Source organism: Kaistella sp. CFF1-2 (assembly GCF_059509915.1).
On record NZ_JCAKLF010000003.1, the window covers coordinates 242,549 to 261,457 of the forward strand.

Annotated in this window: 20 protein-coding genes; 14 read left to right on the top strand and 6 right to left on the bottom strand. The window is 35.9% G+C overall.

From position 1 onward, the window contains the following. From AC5XHR_RS10360 to AC5XHR_RS10370, 3 genes are all read right to left on the bottom strand, one after another. Window positions 1-765, bottom strand: a complete 765-nt coding sequence (locus tag AC5XHR_RS10360; RefSeq protein WP_495950717.1) for an exonuclease domain-containing protein — start codon at window positions 763-765, stop codon at window positions 1-3. Between the two features lie 11 nt (window positions 766-776). Next, window positions 777-1,493 (bottom strand): CDP-alcohol phosphatidyltransferase family protein, encoded by a 717-nt coding sequence (locus AC5XHR_RS10365; RefSeq protein WP_495950718.1) that lies wholly within the window; start codon window positions 1,491-1,493, stop codon window positions 777-779. Window positions 1,494-1,567: 74 nt separating this feature from the next. After that, complete coding sequence (locus tag AC5XHR_RS10370) at window positions 1,568-3,178, bottom strand: ArnT family glycosyltransferase (protein WP_495950719.1); 1,611 nt, start codon at window positions 3,176-3,178, stop codon at window positions 1,568-1,570. 93 nt (window positions 3,179-3,271) lie between these two features. Between AC5XHR_RS10370 and AC5XHR_RS10375 the strand changes: the two genes are divergently transcribed. From AC5XHR_RS10375 to AC5XHR_RS10420, 10 genes are all read left to right on the top strand, one after another. After that, window positions 3,272-4,210 carry a glycosyltransferase family 2 protein gene (locus AC5XHR_RS10375; protein WP_495950720.1) on the top strand — a complete coding sequence of 313 codons (939 nt, stop codon included), beginning with the start codon at window positions 3,272-3,274 and terminating at the stop codon, window positions 4,208-4,210. Further along, window positions 4,207-5,061: a lysylphosphatidylglycerol synthase transmembrane domain-containing protein gene (locus AC5XHR_RS10380; protein WP_495950721.1), complete on the top strand. Its 855-nt coding sequence runs from the start codon at window positions 4,207-4,209 to the stop codon at window positions 5,059-5,061. Before AC5XHR_RS10375 ends, AC5XHR_RS10380 begins: the two co-directional genes overlap by 4 nt. A 151-nt stretch (window positions 5,062-5,212) precedes the next feature. Beyond that, on the top strand, window positions 5,213-5,632 hold the full coding sequence (locus tag AC5XHR_RS10385; RefSeq protein WP_495950722.1) for a DUF2147 domain-containing protein: 420 nt from the start codon (window positions 5,213-5,215) through the stop codon (window positions 5,630-5,632). A gap of 126 nt (window positions 5,633-5,758) precedes the next feature. After that, window positions 5,759-6,742, top strand: a complete 984-nt coding sequence (locus tag AC5XHR_RS10390; RefSeq protein ID WP_495950723.1) for a pyruvate dehydrogenase complex E1 component subunit beta — start codon at window positions 5,759-5,761, stop codon at window positions 6,740-6,742. A 169-nt stretch (window positions 6,743-6,911) separates the two neighbouring features. Further along, complete coding sequence (locus tag AC5XHR_RS10395) at window positions 6,912-8,909, top strand: KUP/HAK/KT family potassium transporter (protein ID WP_495950724.1); 1,998 nt, start codon at window positions 6,912-6,914, stop codon at window positions 8,907-8,909. Between the two features lie 54 nt (window positions 8,910-8,963). Next, window positions 8,964-9,437, top strand: a complete 474-nt coding sequence (locus AC5XHR_RS10400; protein ID WP_495950725.1) for a Fur family transcriptional regulator — start codon at window positions 8,964-8,966, stop codon at window positions 9,435-9,437. Then, window positions 9,437-11,176: an OstA-like protein gene (locus tag AC5XHR_RS10405; protein ID WP_495950726.1), complete on the top strand. Its 1,740-nt coding sequence runs from the start codon at window positions 9,437-9,439 to the stop codon at window positions 11,174-11,176. The genes AC5XHR_RS10400 and AC5XHR_RS10405 overlap by 1 nt, the downstream gene beginning before the upstream one ends. Before the next feature lie 56 nt (window positions 11,177-11,232). Next, a complete protein-coding gene (locus AC5XHR_RS10410) occupies window positions 11,233-12,411 on the top strand; it encodes an aspartate aminotransferase family protein (RefSeq protein ID WP_495950727.1) in 1,179 nt (392 codons plus the stop codon). Window positions 12,412-12,491: 80 nt separating this feature from the next. Continuing rightward, window positions 12,492-12,878, top strand: coding sequence for an START-like domain-containing protein (locus AC5XHR_RS10415; protein ID WP_495950728.1), 387 nt, complete (start codon window positions 12,492-12,494; stop codon window positions 12,876-12,878). A gap of 53 nt (window positions 12,879-12,931) precedes the next feature. Next, a complete protein-coding gene (locus AC5XHR_RS10420; RefSeq protein WP_495950729.1) occupies window positions 12,932-13,741 on the top strand; it encodes an aminotransferase class IV in 810 nt (269 codons plus the stop codon). A gap of 221 nt (window positions 13,742-13,962) precedes the next feature. Here AC5XHR_RS10420 and AC5XHR_RS10425 read toward each other — a convergent pair whose 3' ends face one another. Beyond that, window positions 13,963-14,511, bottom strand: a complete 549-nt coding sequence (locus AC5XHR_RS10425) for a YqgE/AlgH family protein (protein WP_495950730.1) — start codon at window positions 14,509-14,511, stop codon at window positions 13,963-13,965. A gap of 20 nt (window positions 14,512-14,531) precedes the next feature. On the opposite strand from AC5XHR_RS10425, the gene pdxH reads away from it, so the two are divergent. Continuing rightward, a complete protein-coding gene (gene pdxH, locus AC5XHR_RS10430; RefSeq protein WP_495950731.1) occupies window positions 14,532-15,176 on the top strand; it encodes a pyridoxamine 5'-phosphate oxidase in 645 nt (214 codons plus the stop codon). A 56-nt stretch (window positions 15,177-15,232) separates the two neighbouring features. Here pdxH and AC5XHR_RS10435 read toward each other — a convergent pair whose 3' ends face one another. Next, entirely contained in the window at window positions 15,233-15,523 is a 291-nt protein-coding gene (locus AC5XHR_RS10435; protein ID WP_495950732.1) for an HU family DNA-binding protein, read from the bottom strand. 397 nt (window positions 15,524-15,920) lie between these two features. On the opposite strand from AC5XHR_RS10435, the gene panD reads away from it, so the two are divergent. From panD to AC5XHR_RS10450, 3 genes are all read left to right on the top strand, one after another. Continuing rightward, on the top strand, window positions 15,921-16,271 hold the full coding sequence (gene panD / locus AC5XHR_RS10440; protein ID WP_495950733.1) for an aspartate 1-decarboxylase: 351 nt from the start codon (window positions 15,921-15,923) through the stop codon (window positions 16,269-16,271). A 6-nt stretch (window positions 16,272-16,277) separates the two neighbouring features. Next, window positions 16,278-17,336 (top strand): lysylphosphatidylglycerol synthase transmembrane domain-containing protein, encoded by a 1,059-nt coding sequence (locus AC5XHR_RS10445; protein ID WP_495950734.1) that lies wholly within the window; start codon window positions 16,278-16,280, stop codon window positions 17,334-17,336. A gap of 328 nt (window positions 17,337-17,664) precedes the next feature. After that, the gene (locus tag AC5XHR_RS10450; protein WP_495950735.1) at window positions 17,665-18,165 is read left to right on the top strand and encodes an FKBP-type peptidyl-prolyl cis-trans isomerase; all 501 of its coding nucleotides are present in this window, start codon (window positions 17,665-17,667) and stop codon (window positions 18,163-18,165) included. A gap of 84 nt (window positions 18,166-18,249) precedes the next feature. Here AC5XHR_RS10450 and AC5XHR_RS10455 read toward each other — a convergent pair whose 3' ends face one another. Then, complete coding sequence (locus AC5XHR_RS10455) at window positions 18,250-18,906, bottom strand: GDSL-type esterase/lipase family protein (RefSeq protein WP_495950736.1); 657 nt, start codon at window positions 18,904-18,906, stop codon at window positions 18,250-18,252. Between the last annotated feature and the right edge of the window lie 3 nt (window positions 18,907-18,909).

Sequence of the window (18,909 nt, forward strand, 5' to 3'; positions counted from 1 at the left end):
TTAAAATTTACTTTTTAGTTGAATTCCAGTAAGGATTTTCTTTGTGTATAAAGGGAAATCAGCATTCATAATCCAGCTGTAATAACCCATATCTTTTTTGAAAACGTCCAAAACTTTTTGACCTTTATATTTTCCAAATTGAAAGATTTCGTCATCAGCATCGTCATAGCCGATCATTCCTGCTAAATCTGCAAATTTATTATGGTACGAAAATTCGCTTAAACCAGCGATATCTTTCGGAAGATCAGGATAATGACCAACTTGCGCATCCAAAACTTCAAAAGTCGCCATCACATCGGCTTCAGCAGAGTGGGCGTTGGTTAATTCTTTCTGACAATAGAATTTGTAAGCGGCGCTTAACGTACGTGGTTCCATTTTGTGGTAAATGGTTTGCGCATCTACTAAACGGAATTTACTTAAATCAAAATCAACTCCAGCTCGCAGAAGTTCTTCCGCCAACAAAGGAACATCAAATCGATTGGAATTGAAGCCGCCCAAATCCGTTCCCGCAATGAATTCAATCACTTTTGAAGCAATTTCTTTAAACGTTGGAGCGTCTTTAACTTTATCATCTGTAATTCCATGAATGTCCGAAGACGCTTGTGGAATTAGCATTTCTGGATTTACCAACCACGTTTTGGACTCTCGCGAAGCATCAGGGTTGATTTTTAAAATAGAAATTTCAACAATTCGGTCTTTTCCAACGTTTGTTCCTGTTGTCTCAAGGTCGAAAACGCAAAAAGGTTTATGTAATTTAAGATTCATATAAAGATAGATTATTGGCTAAGTTGCTTCTGAAAAAGAATGGAAACCAGCATGTAATAGACGATAGTTAATGGGATTCCTACCCAGCCAAATGAGATTAAAATAACGATGCTTCCTACTAACAAAGCTAGTTTTGGATAGTTGTCTTGAAAATTCATAGATTTGAATTTCATGGCGATCATTTTGATCGGACTCACCAAAAGCCACGAGCAAAGGAATGTTAAAACCAACCAAAATCCAACATTGTTGGTCATGGGGACGTACTGTCCCATTTGTTTCGTTGCGTAAAACAATCCAAATAATAAGATTGTATTGGAAGGCGTATTTAAGCCTTTGAAATAGTATTTCTGTTCTTCATCTAGGTTGAAAATAGCTAGTCGTAAACACGAAAATAACGTCACAAAAAACCCTAGATATTTGATTTCAAATGGTAGATGAATTCCAAACAAATCTGCGCCATAAGGCTCCATAGCTTTGTAAAGCGTTAATCCTGGTAGAAATCCAAAACTCACCATATCCGCCAAAGAATCCAATTGAACTCCAAGATTAGAATTTGATTTTAAAGCTCGTGCAATAAATCCATCGAAAAAATCCAAAACCAAAGAAATAACAATACACAGCGCAGTAATTTGATAGTCACCCAAAAGCAAATGAACGGCGCCCACGCAACCTGAAAATAGATTTCCAAGCGTGAAAGCGTTGGCGAGATTGTTTCGTACAAAATTCATAGGGACAAAATTAAGAAATACATTTGAGAGCGCTCAGAAAATTAGCACTCAAAACGGATTTCAAGGGTTTAAAATTATTTCTGCACTTTATAAACGTAGTGAATTTTCCTTTCCGTGTGGTTTTTAGACTTGCCACCTTCCTCATTATCATCGTATCGATTAATGAAAGTCACCTGATAGCCCATTTTTTGAAAAGGTTGCATCATATGTTCTCCTTCGGTATTCGTTGCCACATAAAATTGGTTTTCCTTGGGAAGTGTTTTCGCATCATTTAGTTTGATTTCGGGCATCACGTCTTGATATTTAAACCAAACCTCAGGCGAATATTCTTCGAAGGAATACAACGTTGCTTGCTCTTTCTTGATTTGATCTTTTAACATCAACATCGATTTATGCTCGGTATTGTTGTTAAAAACTTGATCGATAATTGGAATTCCGAACAAAGCGGTTCCCACCATTAAAATCAATAAAGCTGAAAAGGCTTTCTCAAATTTCCCTCCAACAAAAACAGAATACAGAACATAAATACCTGCCGCAAAGGCGATTGTTGAAAAAACAATGCTGTAAAATCCGATACTTATGGGTAAGAAAAAGATACCAACCGAAAGTGCTAAACAAACAATTCCTAGAATACTAAAAATTACTTTGTTGAGTTTCTTTTCCCATTTTTTTAATTGAGGAACGGTAAATAAATAATATAAGTAATATCCTGTTGTTACGGCTAGTGGAACCATCATTGGGAATAGATAACGTTCTTTTTTTGATGGAATTAAGGATAAAAAGATAAATGCGAATACCGTCCAATAAAAAAAGAAAAAGTATTGTCTTGGTTGGCTCGTTCGTTTTTTCATCATAGGGAAAATCAATCCGATAACGCTAAAGAAAATCCAAATTCCTGTTTGAGCAGGGAAGTTGAGGTAACGTGTAAATGGTTTTACGTCGCGATTTCCTCTCGCCGAAGCTTCTTTTTCCATCACTGCTAAAAAGGTGTCTGAATCTGCTAAATAAACATAACCATACCATGAAAATCCGATGATAATTGTGATGACAGCACAAAGTGCAATGCCACCAATTTCTTTCCACTTTGGAAAACCGTTGGTTAAAACGTACGCAATATACATTGGGATCAACAAAACATAGGGTCCAGTTGGTCCTTTACTTAATACGGAGAATCCAAAGAAGATTCCTGCAACAAGATAATTTGGAAAGGTTTTGATGTTTTTCAGAGCAAGTAGAAAATAATACATTCCAATCACCATAAAAGCGTAGGAAAAAATGTCCCAATTGGCTCTTCTACCAACATAAATCACCAAAAAACTGGTAATGAAAATTAACGATGAGATTAATGCCAAACGAGCATTTTTTGTGACAAATTCGACAATTTTGTACAAATAAATTAAAGCCGCAAAACAAACCAAAGCGGCTGGAATTCGGAGCGCGCCAATGTGATCAAATCCAAAAAGCATCCCCATAAATGCGGATAGCCAAGTAGGTAAAGGCGGTTTTTCGTAACGCGGTAAGTCATTCATCGTGGTGAAAATCCAATGTCCTTCATGCGCCATTTCTCGTGCACTAACAAAATTTCGAGCCTCCATAATATCCACATAAAGCAGTCCCAAATGGGCGAAAAGAATCACAGAACCAACGGCAAGCAGTAAAATAAAGTAGGATTTCTCCGATTTCATGAGCAGAGTTTTTGCAAATATAGTAACTCCAAACGTTGGAGATTTATTTTTATTGCTTTTTGAAGTATCTTTGCATTTTCAAACTCATTTTTAATGAACCATAATAAACTCTATTCTGTCGTTGTTCCGCTTTACAATGAAGAAGAAAACGCTCCTTTGTTAATCAAGGCGATTGATGATGTTTTAAAGGATTATCAATACGAATTGATTTTGGTGGACGATTTTTCTACGGATAAAACCGTAAAAGTGGTTCGGGATTTAGCGCATCCACATGTGGTTCTTATCGAGTTGAAGAAAAATTACGGTCAAAGTTCCGCTATAATGGCGGGAATCGACTATGCACAAGGAGATTACATCATTACCATGGATGGTGATTTGCAAAATGATCCTACCGACATCCCGAAAATGGTGGATGAAATGGATGCAAATCAATGCGATTTAGTGATTGGTCGACGTCAGAAAAGACAAGATAATTTACTGCGAACATTCCCTTCGAAAGTGGCTAATTTTATCATTAGAAGAACCACAAAATTAAATGTAAAAGATCACGGGTGCGCCTTGAAAGTTTTTGAAAAAGAAACCGCAAAAGGACTCGATTTATACGGAGAATCACATCGTTTTATTACGCTTCATGCACACATGGCTGGAGCTCGAATCGTTGAAGTTCCCGTGAAGCACCACGCAAGACAGTTTGGCGTTTCTAAATACGGAATTGGCCGTACAACCAAAGTAATCAACGATTTGCTGTTATTGATGTTTAACCAAAAATACCTTCAAAAGCCTATTTATCTTTTTGGGAATTTAGGAATTATCGCTTTTGGATTGGGGATTTTGGTGAATTTGTATCTGTTGGTTTTAAAATTAATGGGCGAAGAAATCGGCGGAAGACCTTTATTGATTTTAGGTATTTTGTTAATTTTTGTTGGGATTCAATTATTTACAACAGGGATTATTGTTGATTTATTGATGAAAACCTATTACGAATCGCAGAGTAAGCGTCCATTTAATATCAGAAAAATCACCACTTTTTGAAAAAAGTAAAGAAAATAGGAATCACGCTGCTCAAAATTGGAGTGAGCTTTCTATTGCTGTTTTGGGTTTTTAAAAAGATTCCCTTTAGAGAAGTTTGGGGATTAATCGTTGAGAGTAATTACGTTTATCTCACGCTAGCTTTAGTTGCTTTTGTCCTATCACAAGTGGTTTCCTCACTTCGACTGGTTCAGTTTTTAGAAGTTCAAGACTATTATTTATCCAAAATTACCAATTGGAAATTGTATCTCATTGGGATGTTTTACAACTTCTTTATTCCAGGCGGAATTGGTGGTGATGCCTATAAAATCTACATTCTCAATAAAAAATTCCAGTGGAACGTTAAGAAATTAACGTCGGCTATATTTTGCGATCGATTGGTTGGCTTGATGGCAATTGTGGTTTTAATTCAAATTTTTGCCATTGCTTTATTTGAAACGCCATGGAAATGGGCGTTATTCGGAGCTGCATTCATTTCTGTTATTGGTGGATTTTTCTTCTTCAAACTATTTTTTCAAACTTATAAAACTATTTTTACGAAGACATTTTTGTATTCTATTGGCGTTCAATTACTTCAAGTTTTTAGTGTTTTTTGCATTCTCAAAGCGATTGCTCCTGTTGATTCGGTTTGGATTTATTTAGTCGTTTTCTTGTTAAGTGCGATTTTTAGTTTAATCTCGTTTTCAGGAATTGGCGTTCGTGAATGGCTATTTATGAAAGCGGCGGTCTTGTATCATTTTGATCCTCAGATTTCCGTGTCGGCAGCACTCGTTTTTACGATTATGACAGCGTTTGTTTCCCTTTTCGGAATTTGGTATCAAAACCGCAATATCTTCAATACAGATTCACGGTAAAATTTTATTCTGTTTAGTTTTTATTTTTGGCTTATTTGTTGATATTTATGCTATATATAGTAAAATATTTTTGTTGTTTAAAAAAAAAATCTAATTTTAGCCAATCAATCAACAGAAGTAGATTTCTATTGAATTATTAAAAATTTAGAAAATGAAAAAATTAGTATTCACTTTTGCGTTATCGCTAATCAGTGTTTTTTCTTTTGCACAAATAGAAGGGAAATGGAAAACAATTGACGACGAAACGGGACAAGCAAAATCCATCGTTGAGATTTATAAAAAATCGGATGGTAAATATTATGCGAAAATTAATCAATTACTACAAAAACCAGAAAATAATAACTGTGTAAAATGTAGTGATGATCGTAAAAACAAACCACTTATCGGTCTAGAAATTATTCGTGGATTGAAAAAAGATGGTGCTGAATTTTCTGGTGGAACAATCACCGATCCTAAATCTGGAAAAACGTATAAATGTACGATTAAAAGAGACGGGAATAAACTTAATGTAAGAGGCTACGTAGGGCTTTCGCTTATCGGAAGAACCCAAACTTGGCAAAAAGCAGACTAAACCAACTCACAACCATCATATTTTAATGGTAAAGACATTCGTCATGAATGTCTTTTTTTTATACCTTGAATATTTCTTTTTATTTAAAATTTGCTAATTTTGTATTCTAATTAATTAAAACAGATTATGGCAGAATATACTTTTCGTGAAGTTATTGCTCAGGCGATGAGTGAAGAAATGCGTAAAGACGAATCTATTTACCTAATGGGTGAAGAAGTGGCAGAGTACAATGGTGCTTACAAAGCTTCTAAAGGGATGTTAGATGAGTTTGGTGCTAAAAGAGTAATTGATACTCCAATTGCTGAACTCGGTTTTACAGGTATTGCAATCGGTTCTGCAATGAACGGGAATAGACCTATCGTAGAATATATGACCTTCAACTTTTGTCTTGTAGGTATTGACCAGATTATCAACAATGCTGCAAAAATTCGCCAGATGAGTGGTGGTCAATGGAATTGCCCAATCGTTTTTAGAGGGCCTACAGCTTCTGCTGGTCAATTAGGAGCGACGCATTCACAGGCTTTAGAGAGTTGGTTTGCAAACTGTCCAGGTTTGAAGGTGGTTGTTCCATCCAATCCATATGATGCAAAAGGACTTTTGAAATCTGCTATTCAAGATAACGATCCAGTGATTTTCATGGAATCTGAGCAGATGTATGGTGATAAAATGGAAGTTCCTGAAGAAGAATACTATTTGCCAATTGGTAAAGCAGATATCAAAAAAGAAGGAACAGACGTTACTTTGGTTTCTTTCGGTAAAATCATGAAACTGGCGCTTCAAGCAGCAGAAGACATGGAGAAAGAAGGAATTTCAGTAGAAGTTATCGATCTTAGAACTGTTCGTCCGTTAGATTACGATACTGTAATTAATTCTGTTAAGAAAACGAACCGTCTTGTGGTATTAGAAGAAGCTTGGCCATTTGGTTCTGTAGCTTCAGAAATTACGTATATGGTTCAGCAATTAGCATTTGATTATTTGGATGCACCAATTAAGAGAATTACAACTCCAGACGCTCCAGCTCCGTATTCATCAGCATTATTTGCAGAATGGTTCCCGAAATTGGAGAAAGTAAAAGAAGAAATTAAGAAAGTAATGTATGTGAAAGCATAAGCATAATTTAGTATATATAAAAAAAAGGATAAGCATTGCTTGTCCTTTTTTTATTTATATATACCTTTGAAATTAAGTTATTTAATGAAACGCAAATTGATGAAAGTTTTCGATGGTCAAATCAAAAATTCGTCTAAATTTGCATCCGTTTTTTAAAAACCACAAATTAATGGCAACAGCATTAGAAGGAGGTCATCATTTTGACACCAAGAAACTTACTTTAATTGGAGTAATTGTATCACTAGGAATTGTGTTTGGGGACATTGGGACCTCGCCATTATATGTGATGAAGGCGATTGTAAATGCTCGAAGCGAAGGTGCGCAAATGCCTTTTGAAGATTATATCGAAGGTGCTTTATCGTGTATTATTTGGACACTTACATTGCAAACTACCGTAAAATATGTGGTTATTGCACTTCGTGCGGACAATAAAGGGGAAGGCGGAATCCTTTCTTTATATTCTCTTGTCAAGCGAATGAAAAAACGTTGGCTCTATCTAGTTGCTATTATTGGAGCGGCGACTTTGGTTGCAGATTCCGTGATTACACCATCGTTAACGGTGATGTCGGCCATTGAAGGGTTGAAGATTTATAATCCAGATACGCCAGTTGTTCTTTATACGTTAATTATTCTATTTATCGTATTTGTGGTTCAACAATTCGGAACCGCGCAAATCGGAAAATTCTTTGGACCCATTATGATTACGTGGTTTTTAGCTTTAGGAGGATTTGGAGCGATGCATATTTTTGATCATGTTGAAATTATCAAAGCATTTAACCCAATCTATGCCTACAACTTAATCACACATTCGCCAAGTGCTATTGTGATTATGGGAGCGGTTTTCCTTTGTACAACGGGAGCAGAAGCTTTATATTCAGATTTGGGACATTGCGGGAAATCAAATATCCGTGTGAGTTGGATCTTTGTTAAATTAATGTTGATTTTAAATTATTTAGGTCAAGGTGCTTGGTTATTAGATAATTATCATACTGTTGTTGCTCAAGGAATCAATCCGTTTTTCGGAATTATGCCTTCTTGGGCGGTTTTTCCTGGTGTATTATTAGCGACAATGGCTGCGATTATTGCCAGTCAGGCGGTAATTACAGGTTCATTTACCATGTTCTCGGAAGCGATGTCAATTGCCTTTTGGCCAAATCAAAAAATCAATTATCCTAGTGGTGTGAAAGGTCAAATGTATATTCCTCGTATTAACTGGGGATTGATGATATTTTGTTTTATCGTTGTTCTTTATTTCCAAAAGTCAGAACATATGGAAGCGGCATATGGTTTAACAATTACCATTACGATGATTATGACTTCGATATTACTCATTTTTTGGTTGAAACGTCATCGAGTTCACTTTGCTTTCATCGCGCTTTTTGCTTTGGTTTATGGTAGTATCGAACTTGGATTTTTCTATGCCAATGTAATCAAGTTTTTTGATGGAGGTTGGTTAACGATGGTTCTTGGAGGGTTTATCGCAGTTTGTATGTACGCTTGGTATAATGGACGATTAATTAAAGCGAAGTTTGTAAAATTCGTGAAATTCGATTCCTATGTTCCGATTATTAAGGACATGAAATTGGATGAAACCATCCCGAAATACGCTACGAATCTGGCTTATTTAAGTAGAGCTAAAAGACAAGACGAAATCGAGTCTAAAATTATTTATTCCATTATTCGTAAGCAACCAAAACGTGCGGATCATTATTTTATCTTAAGTATTATTAATCAAGAAGAGCCGTACACATTCAAATATTATGTGGATGAAATTATGCCGGGTACGATTTATAAAGTTAATTTCTTGCTTGGATTTAAAATAGATCGTCGTATTAATGAGTATTTTGATCAAGTTCTGAACGATATGATGATGAATGACGAACTTCCTTCAAGAAGTGGTTACCAATCATTGAGACAACATAATGTACCACCAGATTTGAAGTATGTTATTATTGATAATACGTACATCAGTGATCGATTGCTGTCCTTGAAAGAGAAAATTACATTGAATATTTACAATTTCGTAAAAGTTCTAGGAAGTGATGATTTTAAAGCTTGGGGAGTTACGCCGCATAACGTAGTTGTAGAATCGGCGCCATTAGTGGATTCGTATATGTCAAGCACGCGAATTGAGCAAGTAGATTTCAAAAGACATCATAATTCTTAGACAAGGATTCTATTTCTCCAAAAATCAGTATTTTTGTATCTTTATAGCATGGCAATGGATACGAAACAGAAAGATTCAGATATAAAGGTGATCAAAGAAGTGTTGAGACAGTATTTGCAGGATAATAAATTCCGCAATACGCCTGAACGATACACAATTTTAGAGGAAATCTATAATCTAGAACACCATTTTAATGTAGATGATTTGTATTTAATCATGATGAAGAAAAAATATCATGTTTCTAAGGCAACTATCTACAACACGATTGAGATATTTTTGGACGCTGGACTTATCAGAAAACATCAGTTTGGCGAGAAGACTTTGACTTCTTCTTCCTACGAAAAATCCTATTTTGATAAACAACATGACCATTTGGTGGTGTACAAAAAGGATTCGGATAAGGAGATTGAAGAGATCATTGAATTTTGCGATCCAAGAATTCAGGGGATTAAAGAAGCTATTGAAGAAGCTTTTGGTGTGCAAATTGATACCCACTCTTTATATTTCTACGGAACTAAGAAAGAGTAATGAAATACCTTCTTTTTTTATTTTTACTTTTCAGCACGTCTGCTTTTGCTCAGGTTAAGCCTCAGCCAAAAACTCCAGTGCAGAGAGATCCTTTTTTGCAAAAGAAACCGGATTCCAAGCAGCCTACGGAAATGATCAAGCATGTGCATTCCGATCGTTTTGGTGTGAGTAAAGATCGATACGATGGTAATCCAAATTTTACAGGAAGTGTCGTTTTCGAACATAAAGGTTCTACTTTATATGCGGATGATGTGGTTTTGTACAGCGAAGAAAATTTCATTAAAGCGTATGGGAATGTGAAGTTGGTGAATGCTGATGGTTCTGTGATTACAGCTCAAGAAATGGAGTATGACGGAAATACAGAACGTGGTGTTGCTCGAAAAAATGTGGTTCTTATCGATCCAAAGCAAACGATAAAAACAGAAACGCTTTACTACGAACGTCAAACCAATAAAGCGTATTTCAATACGGGTGGGACAATCACCGACGCTCAGAATACGATGTACACGAAGTCTGCAGTGTACAATGTTTCTACGAAGTTGATTGATTTTACGGGAGATGTTCGAATTGATAATCCAAAATATTTAGTTGAAGGAGTTAATATCCTTCATAATCAAAATACGAACATATCAACGTTTACGGGGCCAACAACGATTTATGATAAAGCAAATCGTTCGAATAAAATTTATACCGAAGAGGGAACGTTCAACCAGAATACCGACGAAGTTTTTCTAAAGAAGAATTCCATCGTTTATTATAACAATAAAAAACTAACAGGAAACACCATTTATTTCAACCGAAATTCGGGGTATGGAAATGCAAAAGGCGATGTAACTTTGGATGATCCTCAAGAAAATAGATACATCAAAGGCGGTTATGGTGAAGTTTGGCAAAAAACCGATTCTGCAGTTATTACAGAAAAGCCGTATGCCGTAAAGATTTTTACTAAAGATTCGATGTATTTCGCAGCCGAAAAATTTATCACCTATCAAAAACTTGATTCGGGCAATCCTCAAAAGAAATTAAGTTTCCTAAGAGCGTTTAAAAAAGCAAGAATGTACAAATCCAATGCTCAGGCTCGTGCAGATTCTTTGAGTTTCAATGAAACGGATGGAATTATGCATTTGGATGGAAAACCAATTTTGTGGAGCGGCTTTAAACAAGTTACCGGTGAAAAAATTGAAGCGTATTTCAATACGCAAACCGAGAATTTGGACTCTCTGAAAGTCATCAACAATGCAATTGCGATTAGCAAAGTGGATAGTTTGAATAATTTGGATGAGTTTGATCAAGTGAAAGGAAAGTTGATGCATCTTATTTTTGAAAATGATCAAATAAAGCAAGCAAATGTTGTCGGAAATGCGCAAGCAATAACGTATGCGGATGATGTGGATGCTAAAACCAATAAAAAATCGAGAATTGGAATCAACCTAGCAACATGCGGAAAAATCGTTGCTGATTTTGAAGAGAAGAAAATCCAGATTGTTTCGTGTAATATCGGTTCCAATGGAGAAATGATCCCGATGAGTTTGGTTTCCAAAGAAAAACGGTTTTTCCCAGATTTTAATTGGAATACAACTGATCGACTGAAAACATGGCGCGATATTTTTGTGGAATCTCCGAATTATCCTGCTACAATTTACGAATCTAAAAACGAGCTTTTCGATCAAGCTCAAGACAAAATAAAGAAAGAAAAAGAGAAAGAAGAAGCGAAAAAACCGAAACGAGTTCGTAAGTAACGAGGTTTTCGTTTTCTATTTTCTACCCTTTTCTTTTGCTATTCAATTTTACTAAAATGAATACGAAATCAGATTTTTTTACCTACCAAGCGCAAACAACGCCGTTTGCTGCGGGTTTCGAAGTGGAGAAAGCTTCAGGAAGTTATATTTATGGAAAAGATGGCCGAAAATACTTAGACTTTGTAGCTGGTGTTTCTGCTAATACATTGGGACATTCGCATCCAAAAGTTGTTCAAGCGATCAAAGATCAAGCAGATTCGTATTTGCATGTCATGGTTTATGGTGAATATGCTCAAGAGAAGCCAGTTAAGTTATGTCGACTTTTAGCGGAAGCAACGCCCGAGCCTTTAGAAGTTACGTATTTGGTGAATTCTGGTGCGGAGGCTATTGATGGCGCATTGAAATTGGCAAAGCGATATACAGGTCGTGAGCAAATTATCTCGATGGTGAACTCGTATCACGGAAATACACATGGTGCGCTTTCGGTTTCTGGAAATGAAACGCATAAGCGGGAATTTCGTCCTTTGCTTCCGATGGTTGATTTTATTCAATTTAATGATGAATCCGAATTCGAGAAAATTACAGAAAAAACAGCTTGTGTTATTGCAGAAACCATTCAAGGTGCTGCTGGTTTTTTAGTGCCCAATCAAGACTATTTCAAAAAACTAAAAGCGCGTTGCGAAGAAGTTGGCGCATTGCTTATTTTAGATGAAATTCAACCAGGATTTGGACGTACGGGAAAATTATTTTCGTTTGAACATTTCGATATGGTTCCGGATGTCCTTGTTATGGGAAAAGGAATGGGTGGTGGAGTGCCAGTTGGTGCATTTATGAGTTCTAAAGAAATTATGCAATCGCTTTCACATTCACCGAAGTTAGGTCATATCACGACGTTTGGTGGGAATCCTTTAATTGCAGCTTCTTCTTTGGCGACATTACAGGAGGTTTTAGATTCTGGATTAATGAATGAGGTAAATCGTAAGGAGCAACTTTTCAGATCCTATTTAAAACATCCAAAAATCGAAAAAATTAACGGATTAGGTTTGATGTTGGCGGTCAATCTTGGTTCACCAGAATATACACTTCAAGTGGCTAAACGTTGTATGGAAGAAGGACTTATCGTTTTCTGGCAACTTTATAGAAATGAGTATTTACGAATTTCGCCACCATTAACGATTTCGGAGGAGGAAATTAAAGAAGGTTGTGATATTATACTTAAAATTTTAAGCGAGTAAGGCAACAAAAATCATTTTTTCATAGTGCGTATTTCCGAAATTAATTTATATATTGCGGCTCAATAAAAATTATAGGAAGTATGTCGAAAACGAAAGTGCATTACGAATATCCAATGCATTGTCTTTCAGAGATTTTGTATGAATACTTGGCAAGCGCTGAAGGCTTGTCCGAGTGGTTTTCAGATGAGGTGGTAGAGAAGGGAGACGATTTTTATTTTACTTGGGGCGGAGGTCACACGGAAAAGGCAACCTTGATTAGGTACAAGCCAGAAAGTTTTGTGCGTTTTCGTTGGGAAGAGGATGAAGGAACTAAGAATTTTTTCGAGATGACAATTGTTATCGACGAAATTACAGAAGATTTAGCTTTAAATATTACTGATTTCTGCGATCCAGGTGATGAAGAGCAGAACAAAATTTATTGGGATAATCTTATCGAAAACCTTCGAATAAAACTAGGAGCAGGATAAAAAATAATACAAAGGATGAACGGATGAAAATTCGTTCATTATTTTTAATAGCTATGCAAGATTTTACAATTTCAGAAAATTTTTCACCAATCAATAGAGCGTTTTTATACGGGGACTCAGTAAGTGTTGCTTTTTTTGTTCGCAATGGAGCGATCATTATGGCGGAAGAATCCTATTTCTTCCTAATGGCATCGATGCGTAAAATGCGAATGAATATTCCGTTGACGTATACGCTTGAGTATTTTCAAAATTTGGTGCAAAAAGAAATTAGCGATTTTCAATTCGAAAATGGAATTATTGAGTTTTTTGCTTTTCGCGAAGCCATTGATTCATCTTTGGAAAAAGGAAATGTAGGTTACGTGTTGAAACGGAATTCATTACAAGATATTCTTCAAGTTCAAGGAAATTATGAATTGGATATTTTGAAGGAAATAAATGTGAATACAAGCTTGTTGAGTAACATTAGAACGCACTGTCCAGAAAATGTATACGCTTCGATTTACGCGAAAGAAAATGATTTGGATGAAGTGATAATGTTGAATCCTAATAAACGAATTGCGCGTTCTATTTCGGGGAATTTGATGTTTTTGCAAGACGGTAAGATCAAAGTTCCAAAACAATCCGAAGGTGCGTTTATTTCGCCTCTAATGGAGAATTTTGTTACATTTTTAAGCAAACAAAATCTTGCGGAAGTGGAAGAAGTAGAAATGGTTGCTTTCGAATCTCAAAAAGCGGAAGAAATCTTGTTGATTTCGGATGTTAAAGGCTTGTTTTCAGTAACGAAAATTAGAAATAGAGAATTCAAGTTTGAGACCCTCTCAAATTGGATTCAGCAATGGCAAGCGTCTTTCGAGATGGCTTAAATTGACAAGCCCGATAAATAACCGTTTTGCAGTCGTTTATCGGGCTTTAGTCCCTTAATATGGAAATTTACTAGGGGTTTCTAAATTATTGCGATTTCCATTTTTCTACTTCATGTAGAATTTCATTTTCTCATCTCAAATCGCATGTCAAAGGAAGTGATTTTATCGTTAAGAAAAATCTAACTGATTGCTAAATTGTGTTAAAGTTTTTCACTAAAAACTTAGTTCATCGAAATATCTTCCGGGCTATTCGCCCAAATCAGAAATTCACCACCTAAATTTTGCATAATCTTCTTCCAAAGATTTTGGTCGTTTTCTGAGGTGTAATCCATGTTGTAGAGTTCTACAACCGTCCAAAATTTTTGTTTGATTTCGTTTTCTAGTTGTTGAGCCGTCCAGCCAGAGTAGCCAGAGAAAACTTTGATTTCTTCAAGTGAAATTTTATCTTCTAAAACTTGAGCTATGATGGTTTCCAGGTCTTCGGTTACGTAGTAATTGTCTATGAATTCCATGTAGGATTCGGTTTCGGGTTTTCCTTTAGCAAGAATAAAAATTTTATCATTTTCAACCGGACCTCCTTCGAAAATTTCCACTTTAAATCCTACTTTTTCTTCAATTCGTAAGCTTACATTTTTATTCATTTTGTTTAAAATTAAGCCAAATGCGCCATTCTCGTCATGATTGATGACAAGTATGACCGAACGAGAAAATATGTCTCCCGAAATATCGGGCGTGGAAATTAAAATTTTACCTTTGTAGGAATAACTCATACTCAAAAATATAAAATAATATGGAAAATCTTCATGACCACCGTAAAGTTTATGCAAAATCCGAACTTTTGGAGTCTGAAATTCGAGAAAATCCGATCGAGCAGTTTCGAGATTGGTTTTTAGAGGCGGATGAAAATGCAATGATTTCGGAAGCCAATGCCATGGCGGTTTCTACGTTAGAAGCAGATTCGTGTCCAAGAACTCGAATGGTTTTGTTGAAGGCATACACGCATGAAGGATTTATATTTTATACCAATTATGACAGTAAGAAAGGCAAAGCGATTGAGAAAAATCCGCATGCTTGTCTTCATTTTTTCTGGCCTGTTTTGGAGCGTCAAATCATTATCAAGGCCAAATTAGAAAAGCTTGCTCCGAATTTGAGTGACGGTTATTTTTCGCAGCGACCACGTGGTAGTCAGCTAGGAGCGTTGGTTTCGCATCAAAGTTCCGAAATTCCGAATCGGGAGTTTTTGGAAAAAGAATTGCAGGATTTAGAAAAGTCGTGGGAGGGAAAAGAAATTGAACGTCCAGACTATTGGGGAGGTTATTTGGCTAAACCGTATGAAATTGAATTTTGGCAGGGGCGTCCGAATCGTTTGCATGATCGTATTTTGTACTCCTTGCAAGAAGATTATGATTGGAAAGTAACAAGATTGTCACCGTAAAACATAAAAAAAACCTCGAATAAAACGAGGTTTCTTTTTTTATAATAATCGAATGATTATTTTTTCTTAGCTCCAGAAACTGCTCCAGCAAGATCAGCACCAGCTTTAAACTTAGCAACTTTCTTAGCAGCAATTTTGATTGGTTTTTTTGTAGCAGGGTTGATACCTTGTCTAGCAGCTCTTTCAGCTACTGAAAAAGTTCCGAATCCTACTAGAGATACTTTTCCGTCTTTTTTCTTCAAAGTAGAAGTTACGTTAGAGATAAAAGATTCTAAAGCCGCTTTAGCTGCTACTTTAGTGATTCCTGCATCCTTTGCAATTGCGTCGATTAATTCAGACTTGTTCATAATTTTTAAATTAAAAAGTTAGTGTGTTGATTATCTTATAATAACAAATATAAAACAAATTTCATATTGTGCAAATTTTTTTACAAAAAAGCGAATATGTTATAGCGTTTATTCCTTTTTTATTGAAAACTAATAATAGTACTTTGCACGTAAATATCGCTTTTGTAGGCATCCAATATTATGCCAACTGCCTTGTATTAAGGTGTTTTTAAACTTTTGTTTAATTTATAAGTCTAATTGCGAATTCCTTAATATTTATCGATAATGATGTGATTTTGCTTTATTGTTGAAAATTAGATAAATAAAGGATTTTTATGGAAAGTTTTTCTCAATAAATTTGCTTTTGAAAAAAATCTATTTTTTCGTAGTAAAACAAATAAATTCTTAAATTTGCGCCATGTTAATTGAAGTATTTAAATCCAAGATTCATCGTGTGAAAGTCACGGAATCTGACCTTAACTATATCGGATCCATCACCATTGATGAAGATCTTATTGATGCTGCAGGACTTATTGTAGGGGAAAGAGTGTATATCGTGAACGTCAATAACGGTGAGCGTTTTGATACCTACGTGATTAAAGGAAAGCGTAAATCGGGTGAGATTTGCTTGAACGGACCTGCAGCTCGTAAAGTACAGAAAGGCGATACGATTATTATCATCGCTTACGCTCAGATGTCTCCCGAAGAAGCGAAGGTTTTTCAACCAACGATTGTATTTCCGAACGAAGAGACCAATCTTTTAACGTAAGATTTTATGGAAAACAAATCGACTTCTAGTCCTGTAAAAAACATCTTAACCATCGTTATCTCGCTTGCGTTTGCGGGATTTTTTTTATGGCTTGCCTTAAGAGGATTGAATTTTGAGGTGATTAAAGGAGCATTAGCAAAAGCGAATTACTCTTGGGTTTTGCTAGCGGCTGTTTTTGGATTGGGAGCCTATTGGTTTCGAGCGGTTCGATGGAATTTGTTATTGGAACCGATGGGACATAAAATCTCCAATAGCAATTCGTTATGGTCAATTTCATTTGGTTATTTAATGAACCTAACGATTCCTCGAAGTGGAGAATTAGCACGTGCAACAGCGCTTTACGGTGTAGAAAAAGTTCCAGTTGATAAATCTTTTGGAACGATTATTTTAGAACGTGTAATCGATTTGGTTTGCATGCTTGTTTTTCTTGGCTTGACTTTGATTTTTAAGTATGATGTTATTTTTAGTTTCTACAAATTAGCCACGACGCAGAAGAAAGAAGACAAAGTAACTGAACCAAACTGGTTTGAAAACATATTGTTGAGTATTGGAATTTCAGACTTTGCACAGTTTTATTTTGTTTTAAAAATTGTTTTGTTGGTACTAGTTGTAATAGCTATTCTTTATTTGGTCATCTTTAAACGTAAGAAACTGATTGATTTTGCTAAAGGTATTTTAGCGGGATTATTATCGATTTTCAAATTAAAGCAAAAGGGGAAGTTCTTTTTATTAACTGTTCTTATTTGGGTTTGTTATTATTTTGCAGCCTATTTAGTTTGTTTTTCCTTACCTGAAACCTCAGATTTTGGTTTTGCCGATGGTTTCTATCTTTTAGTAGTAGGAACTTTAGGAATGATTATCCCGGCTTCTGGTGGAATTGGTGCTTTTAACCTAGCGATGAAATTTGGTTTTATGGCCTTGTTTATTTCCATGGGAAAAAATGCAACGCTTGGTAGTGAAATAGGCTTAATTTATTCTTTTATTTCACTTCCGCTGCAGATTTGCTTGATGCTTATAATGGGTTTGATTTCAATTCCTATGTTAGCGAAAGCGAGAAAGTTTTAGTTTAAAAGATTCAAGAGCCTAGAACCAAGAACCAAGAACCAAGATTTTGGACTTCAAATAATATTGATTACACAAATAAGAACAACATCCATTCGCAATAGGGATAGTAGTGGTAGCCCGGAAGGAGGCGCGAGCGAAGCGAGCGTCGACTGAGGACTTTTAGCGAATAGCCCGACCCGAGAAGTGGCAACGGAAAGGCGAGGGGATTGCCCAAAATCTACCCATCTAATTTTCAATTTTCGAATAAAAACTGACTTCAAAACACTATCTTTGTACTCGTTACAACGAACTTAAGTAAAACAAGGAGAAATCCTTAAATATCTAAAAAATGACAGTAGACAACAATCATGTAGTTGCTCTTAGCTACACATTACACACTATTGAAGGTAATGGTGAAAAAGTTTTCGTAGAAGAAACAAATGGCGAAAATCCGCTTACTTTTTTATACGGTGTTGGAATGATGATTCCAAAATTTGAAAACGAAATTAAAGGTCTTACAGCAGGTGATAAAAAATCGTTCACAATTTCTCCAGCAGAGGCGTATGGTGAGAGACAAGACGATGCGATTGCTCAATTACCAGTTGATATGTTCCAAGAATCAGGTATGCCACCAGTAGGTGCTATTTTGCCTCTTTCTGACAACCAAGGAAACAATTTCCAAGCGGTTGTGGTAGAAGTAACTCCAGAAATGGTTGTTGCAGATCTTAACCACCCAATGGCTGGAAAAACATTAAACTTCGACGTTGAAATCTTGAACACAAGACCAGCAACTGAACAAGAACTTTCTCACGGTCACGCTCACGGAGTTGACGGAACAGAAGGTCACTAAGAAGAATTTCAGATTTTTGTCTGAATTTTAAATAGAATCGGGCGCCCAACGAAGTTGGGCGCCCGAGTTTTATTGTTTTATTTACTATTTCAAAAACGGAAGCAAAATCTTTTCCATCACATCGTAACCTTCCTTATTGGGATGAACTTCGTCTCCTGAATACTTGGCTGGTAATCCATTTCGAGTATCTTTCATCGCAGCATGGTATTCAATAAATGGAATTTTATTTTTCAACGCATAGGCTTTCAGCATTTTGTTAAGTTCTAAAACCTTGTTTGCGGGTTCTATTCCTGCTTTCCACGAAAAAGAGTAGGCTGGCAAAACGGAACTCATCACGACTTTAATATGGTGAAATTTCGCTAATTCAACCATCGAAAATATATTGTCCGCAACATGTTCTAAAGAAATTGGACCCGTATTTTCAGCAATATCATTGATTCCCGCCATAATAACAACTTGTTTCGGATTTAGATTCAGAACATCTTGTCGAAATCGAAGTAGCATTTGCGACGTTGTTTGCCCGCTAATTCCACGGTTTACAATTTGATGCTGCTCAAAAAATGATGGATTATTAGATTTCCAAAATTCGGTGATAGAATCTCCAAAAAGTATCGTTTTTACTTGGGTTTTTGAAGATTTAAGTTGAGCGTTTGCCGTTTCGTATTTTTTATAATTAGCAATATCTTGAGCGTTCATAAACAGCGTCAGTGTTAAAGCAAAAAAAGTGAATATATTTTTCATAGC

Bases quoted from the DNA above. Each gene is read 5' to 3' on its own strand.
- AC5XHR_RS10425 (WP_495950730.1), bottom strand. From the start codon at position 14,511: ATGAGTTATTCCTACAAAGGTAAAATTTTAATTTCCACGCCCGATATT.
- pdxH (WP_495950731.1), top strand. From the start codon at position 14,532: ATGGAAAATCTTCATGACCACCGTAAAGTTTATGCAAAATCCGAACTT.
- AC5XHR_RS10415 (WP_495950728.1), top strand. From the start codon at position 12,492: ATGTCGAAAACGAAAGTGCATTACGAATATCCAATGCATTGTCTTTCA.
- AC5XHR_RS10420 (WP_495950729.1), top strand. From the start codon at position 12,932: ATGCAAGATTTTACAATTTCAGAAAATTTTTCACCAATCAATAGAGCG.
- AC5XHR_RS10385 (WP_495950722.1), top strand. From the start codon at position 5,213: ATGAAAAAATTAGTATTCACTTTTGCGTTATCGCTAATCAGTGTTTTT.
- AC5XHR_RS10455 (WP_495950736.1), bottom strand. From the start codon at position 18,906: ATGAAAAATATATTCACTTTTTTTGCTTTAACACTGACGCTGTTTATG.
- AC5XHR_RS10445 (WP_495950734.1), top strand. From the start codon at position 16,278: ATGGAAAACAAATCGACTTCTAGTCCTGTAAAAAACATCTTAACCATC.
- AC5XHR_RS10435 (WP_495950732.1), bottom strand. From the start codon at position 15,523: ATGAACAAGTCTGAATTAATCGACGCAATTGCAAAGGATGCAGGAATC.
- AC5XHR_RS10410 (WP_495950727.1), top strand. From the start codon at position 11,233: ATGAATACGAAATCAGATTTTTTTACCTACCAAGCGCAAACAACGCCG.
- AC5XHR_RS10405 (WP_495950726.1), top strand. From the start codon at position 9,437: ATGAAATACCTTCTTTTTTTATTTTTACTTTTCAGCACGTCTGCTTTT.
- AC5XHR_RS10395 (WP_495950724.1), top strand. From the start codon at position 6,912: ATGGCAACAGCATTAGAAGGAGGTCATCATTTTGACACCAAGAAACTT.
- AC5XHR_RS10450 (WP_495950735.1), top strand. From the start codon at position 17,665: ATGACAGTAGACAACAATCATGTAGTTGCTCTTAGCTACACATTACAC.
- panD (WP_495950733.1), top strand. From the start codon at position 15,921: ATGTTAATTGAAGTATTTAAATCCAAGATTCATCGTGTGAAAGTCACG.
- AC5XHR_RS10360 (WP_495950717.1), bottom strand. From the start codon at position 765: ATGAATCTTAAATTACATAAACCTTTTTGCGTTTTCGACCTTGAGACA.
- AC5XHR_RS10370 (WP_495950719.1), bottom strand. From the start codon at position 3,178: ATGAAATCGGAGAAATCCTACTTTATTTTACTGCTTGCCGTTGGTTCT.
- AC5XHR_RS10400 (WP_495950725.1), top strand. From the start codon at position 8,964: ATGGATACGAAACAGAAAGATTCAGATATAAAGGTGATCAAAGAAGTG.
- AC5XHR_RS10390 (WP_495950723.1), top strand. From the start codon at position 5,759: ATGGCAGAATATACTTTTCGTGAAGTTATTGCTCAGGCGATGAGTGAA.
- AC5XHR_RS10375 (WP_495950720.1), top strand. From the start codon at position 3,272: ATGAACCATAATAAACTCTATTCTGTCGTTGTTCCGCTTTACAATGAA.
- AC5XHR_RS10365 (WP_495950718.1), bottom strand. From the start codon at position 1,493: ATGAATTTTGTACGAAACAATCTCGCCAACGCTTTCACGCTTGGAAAT.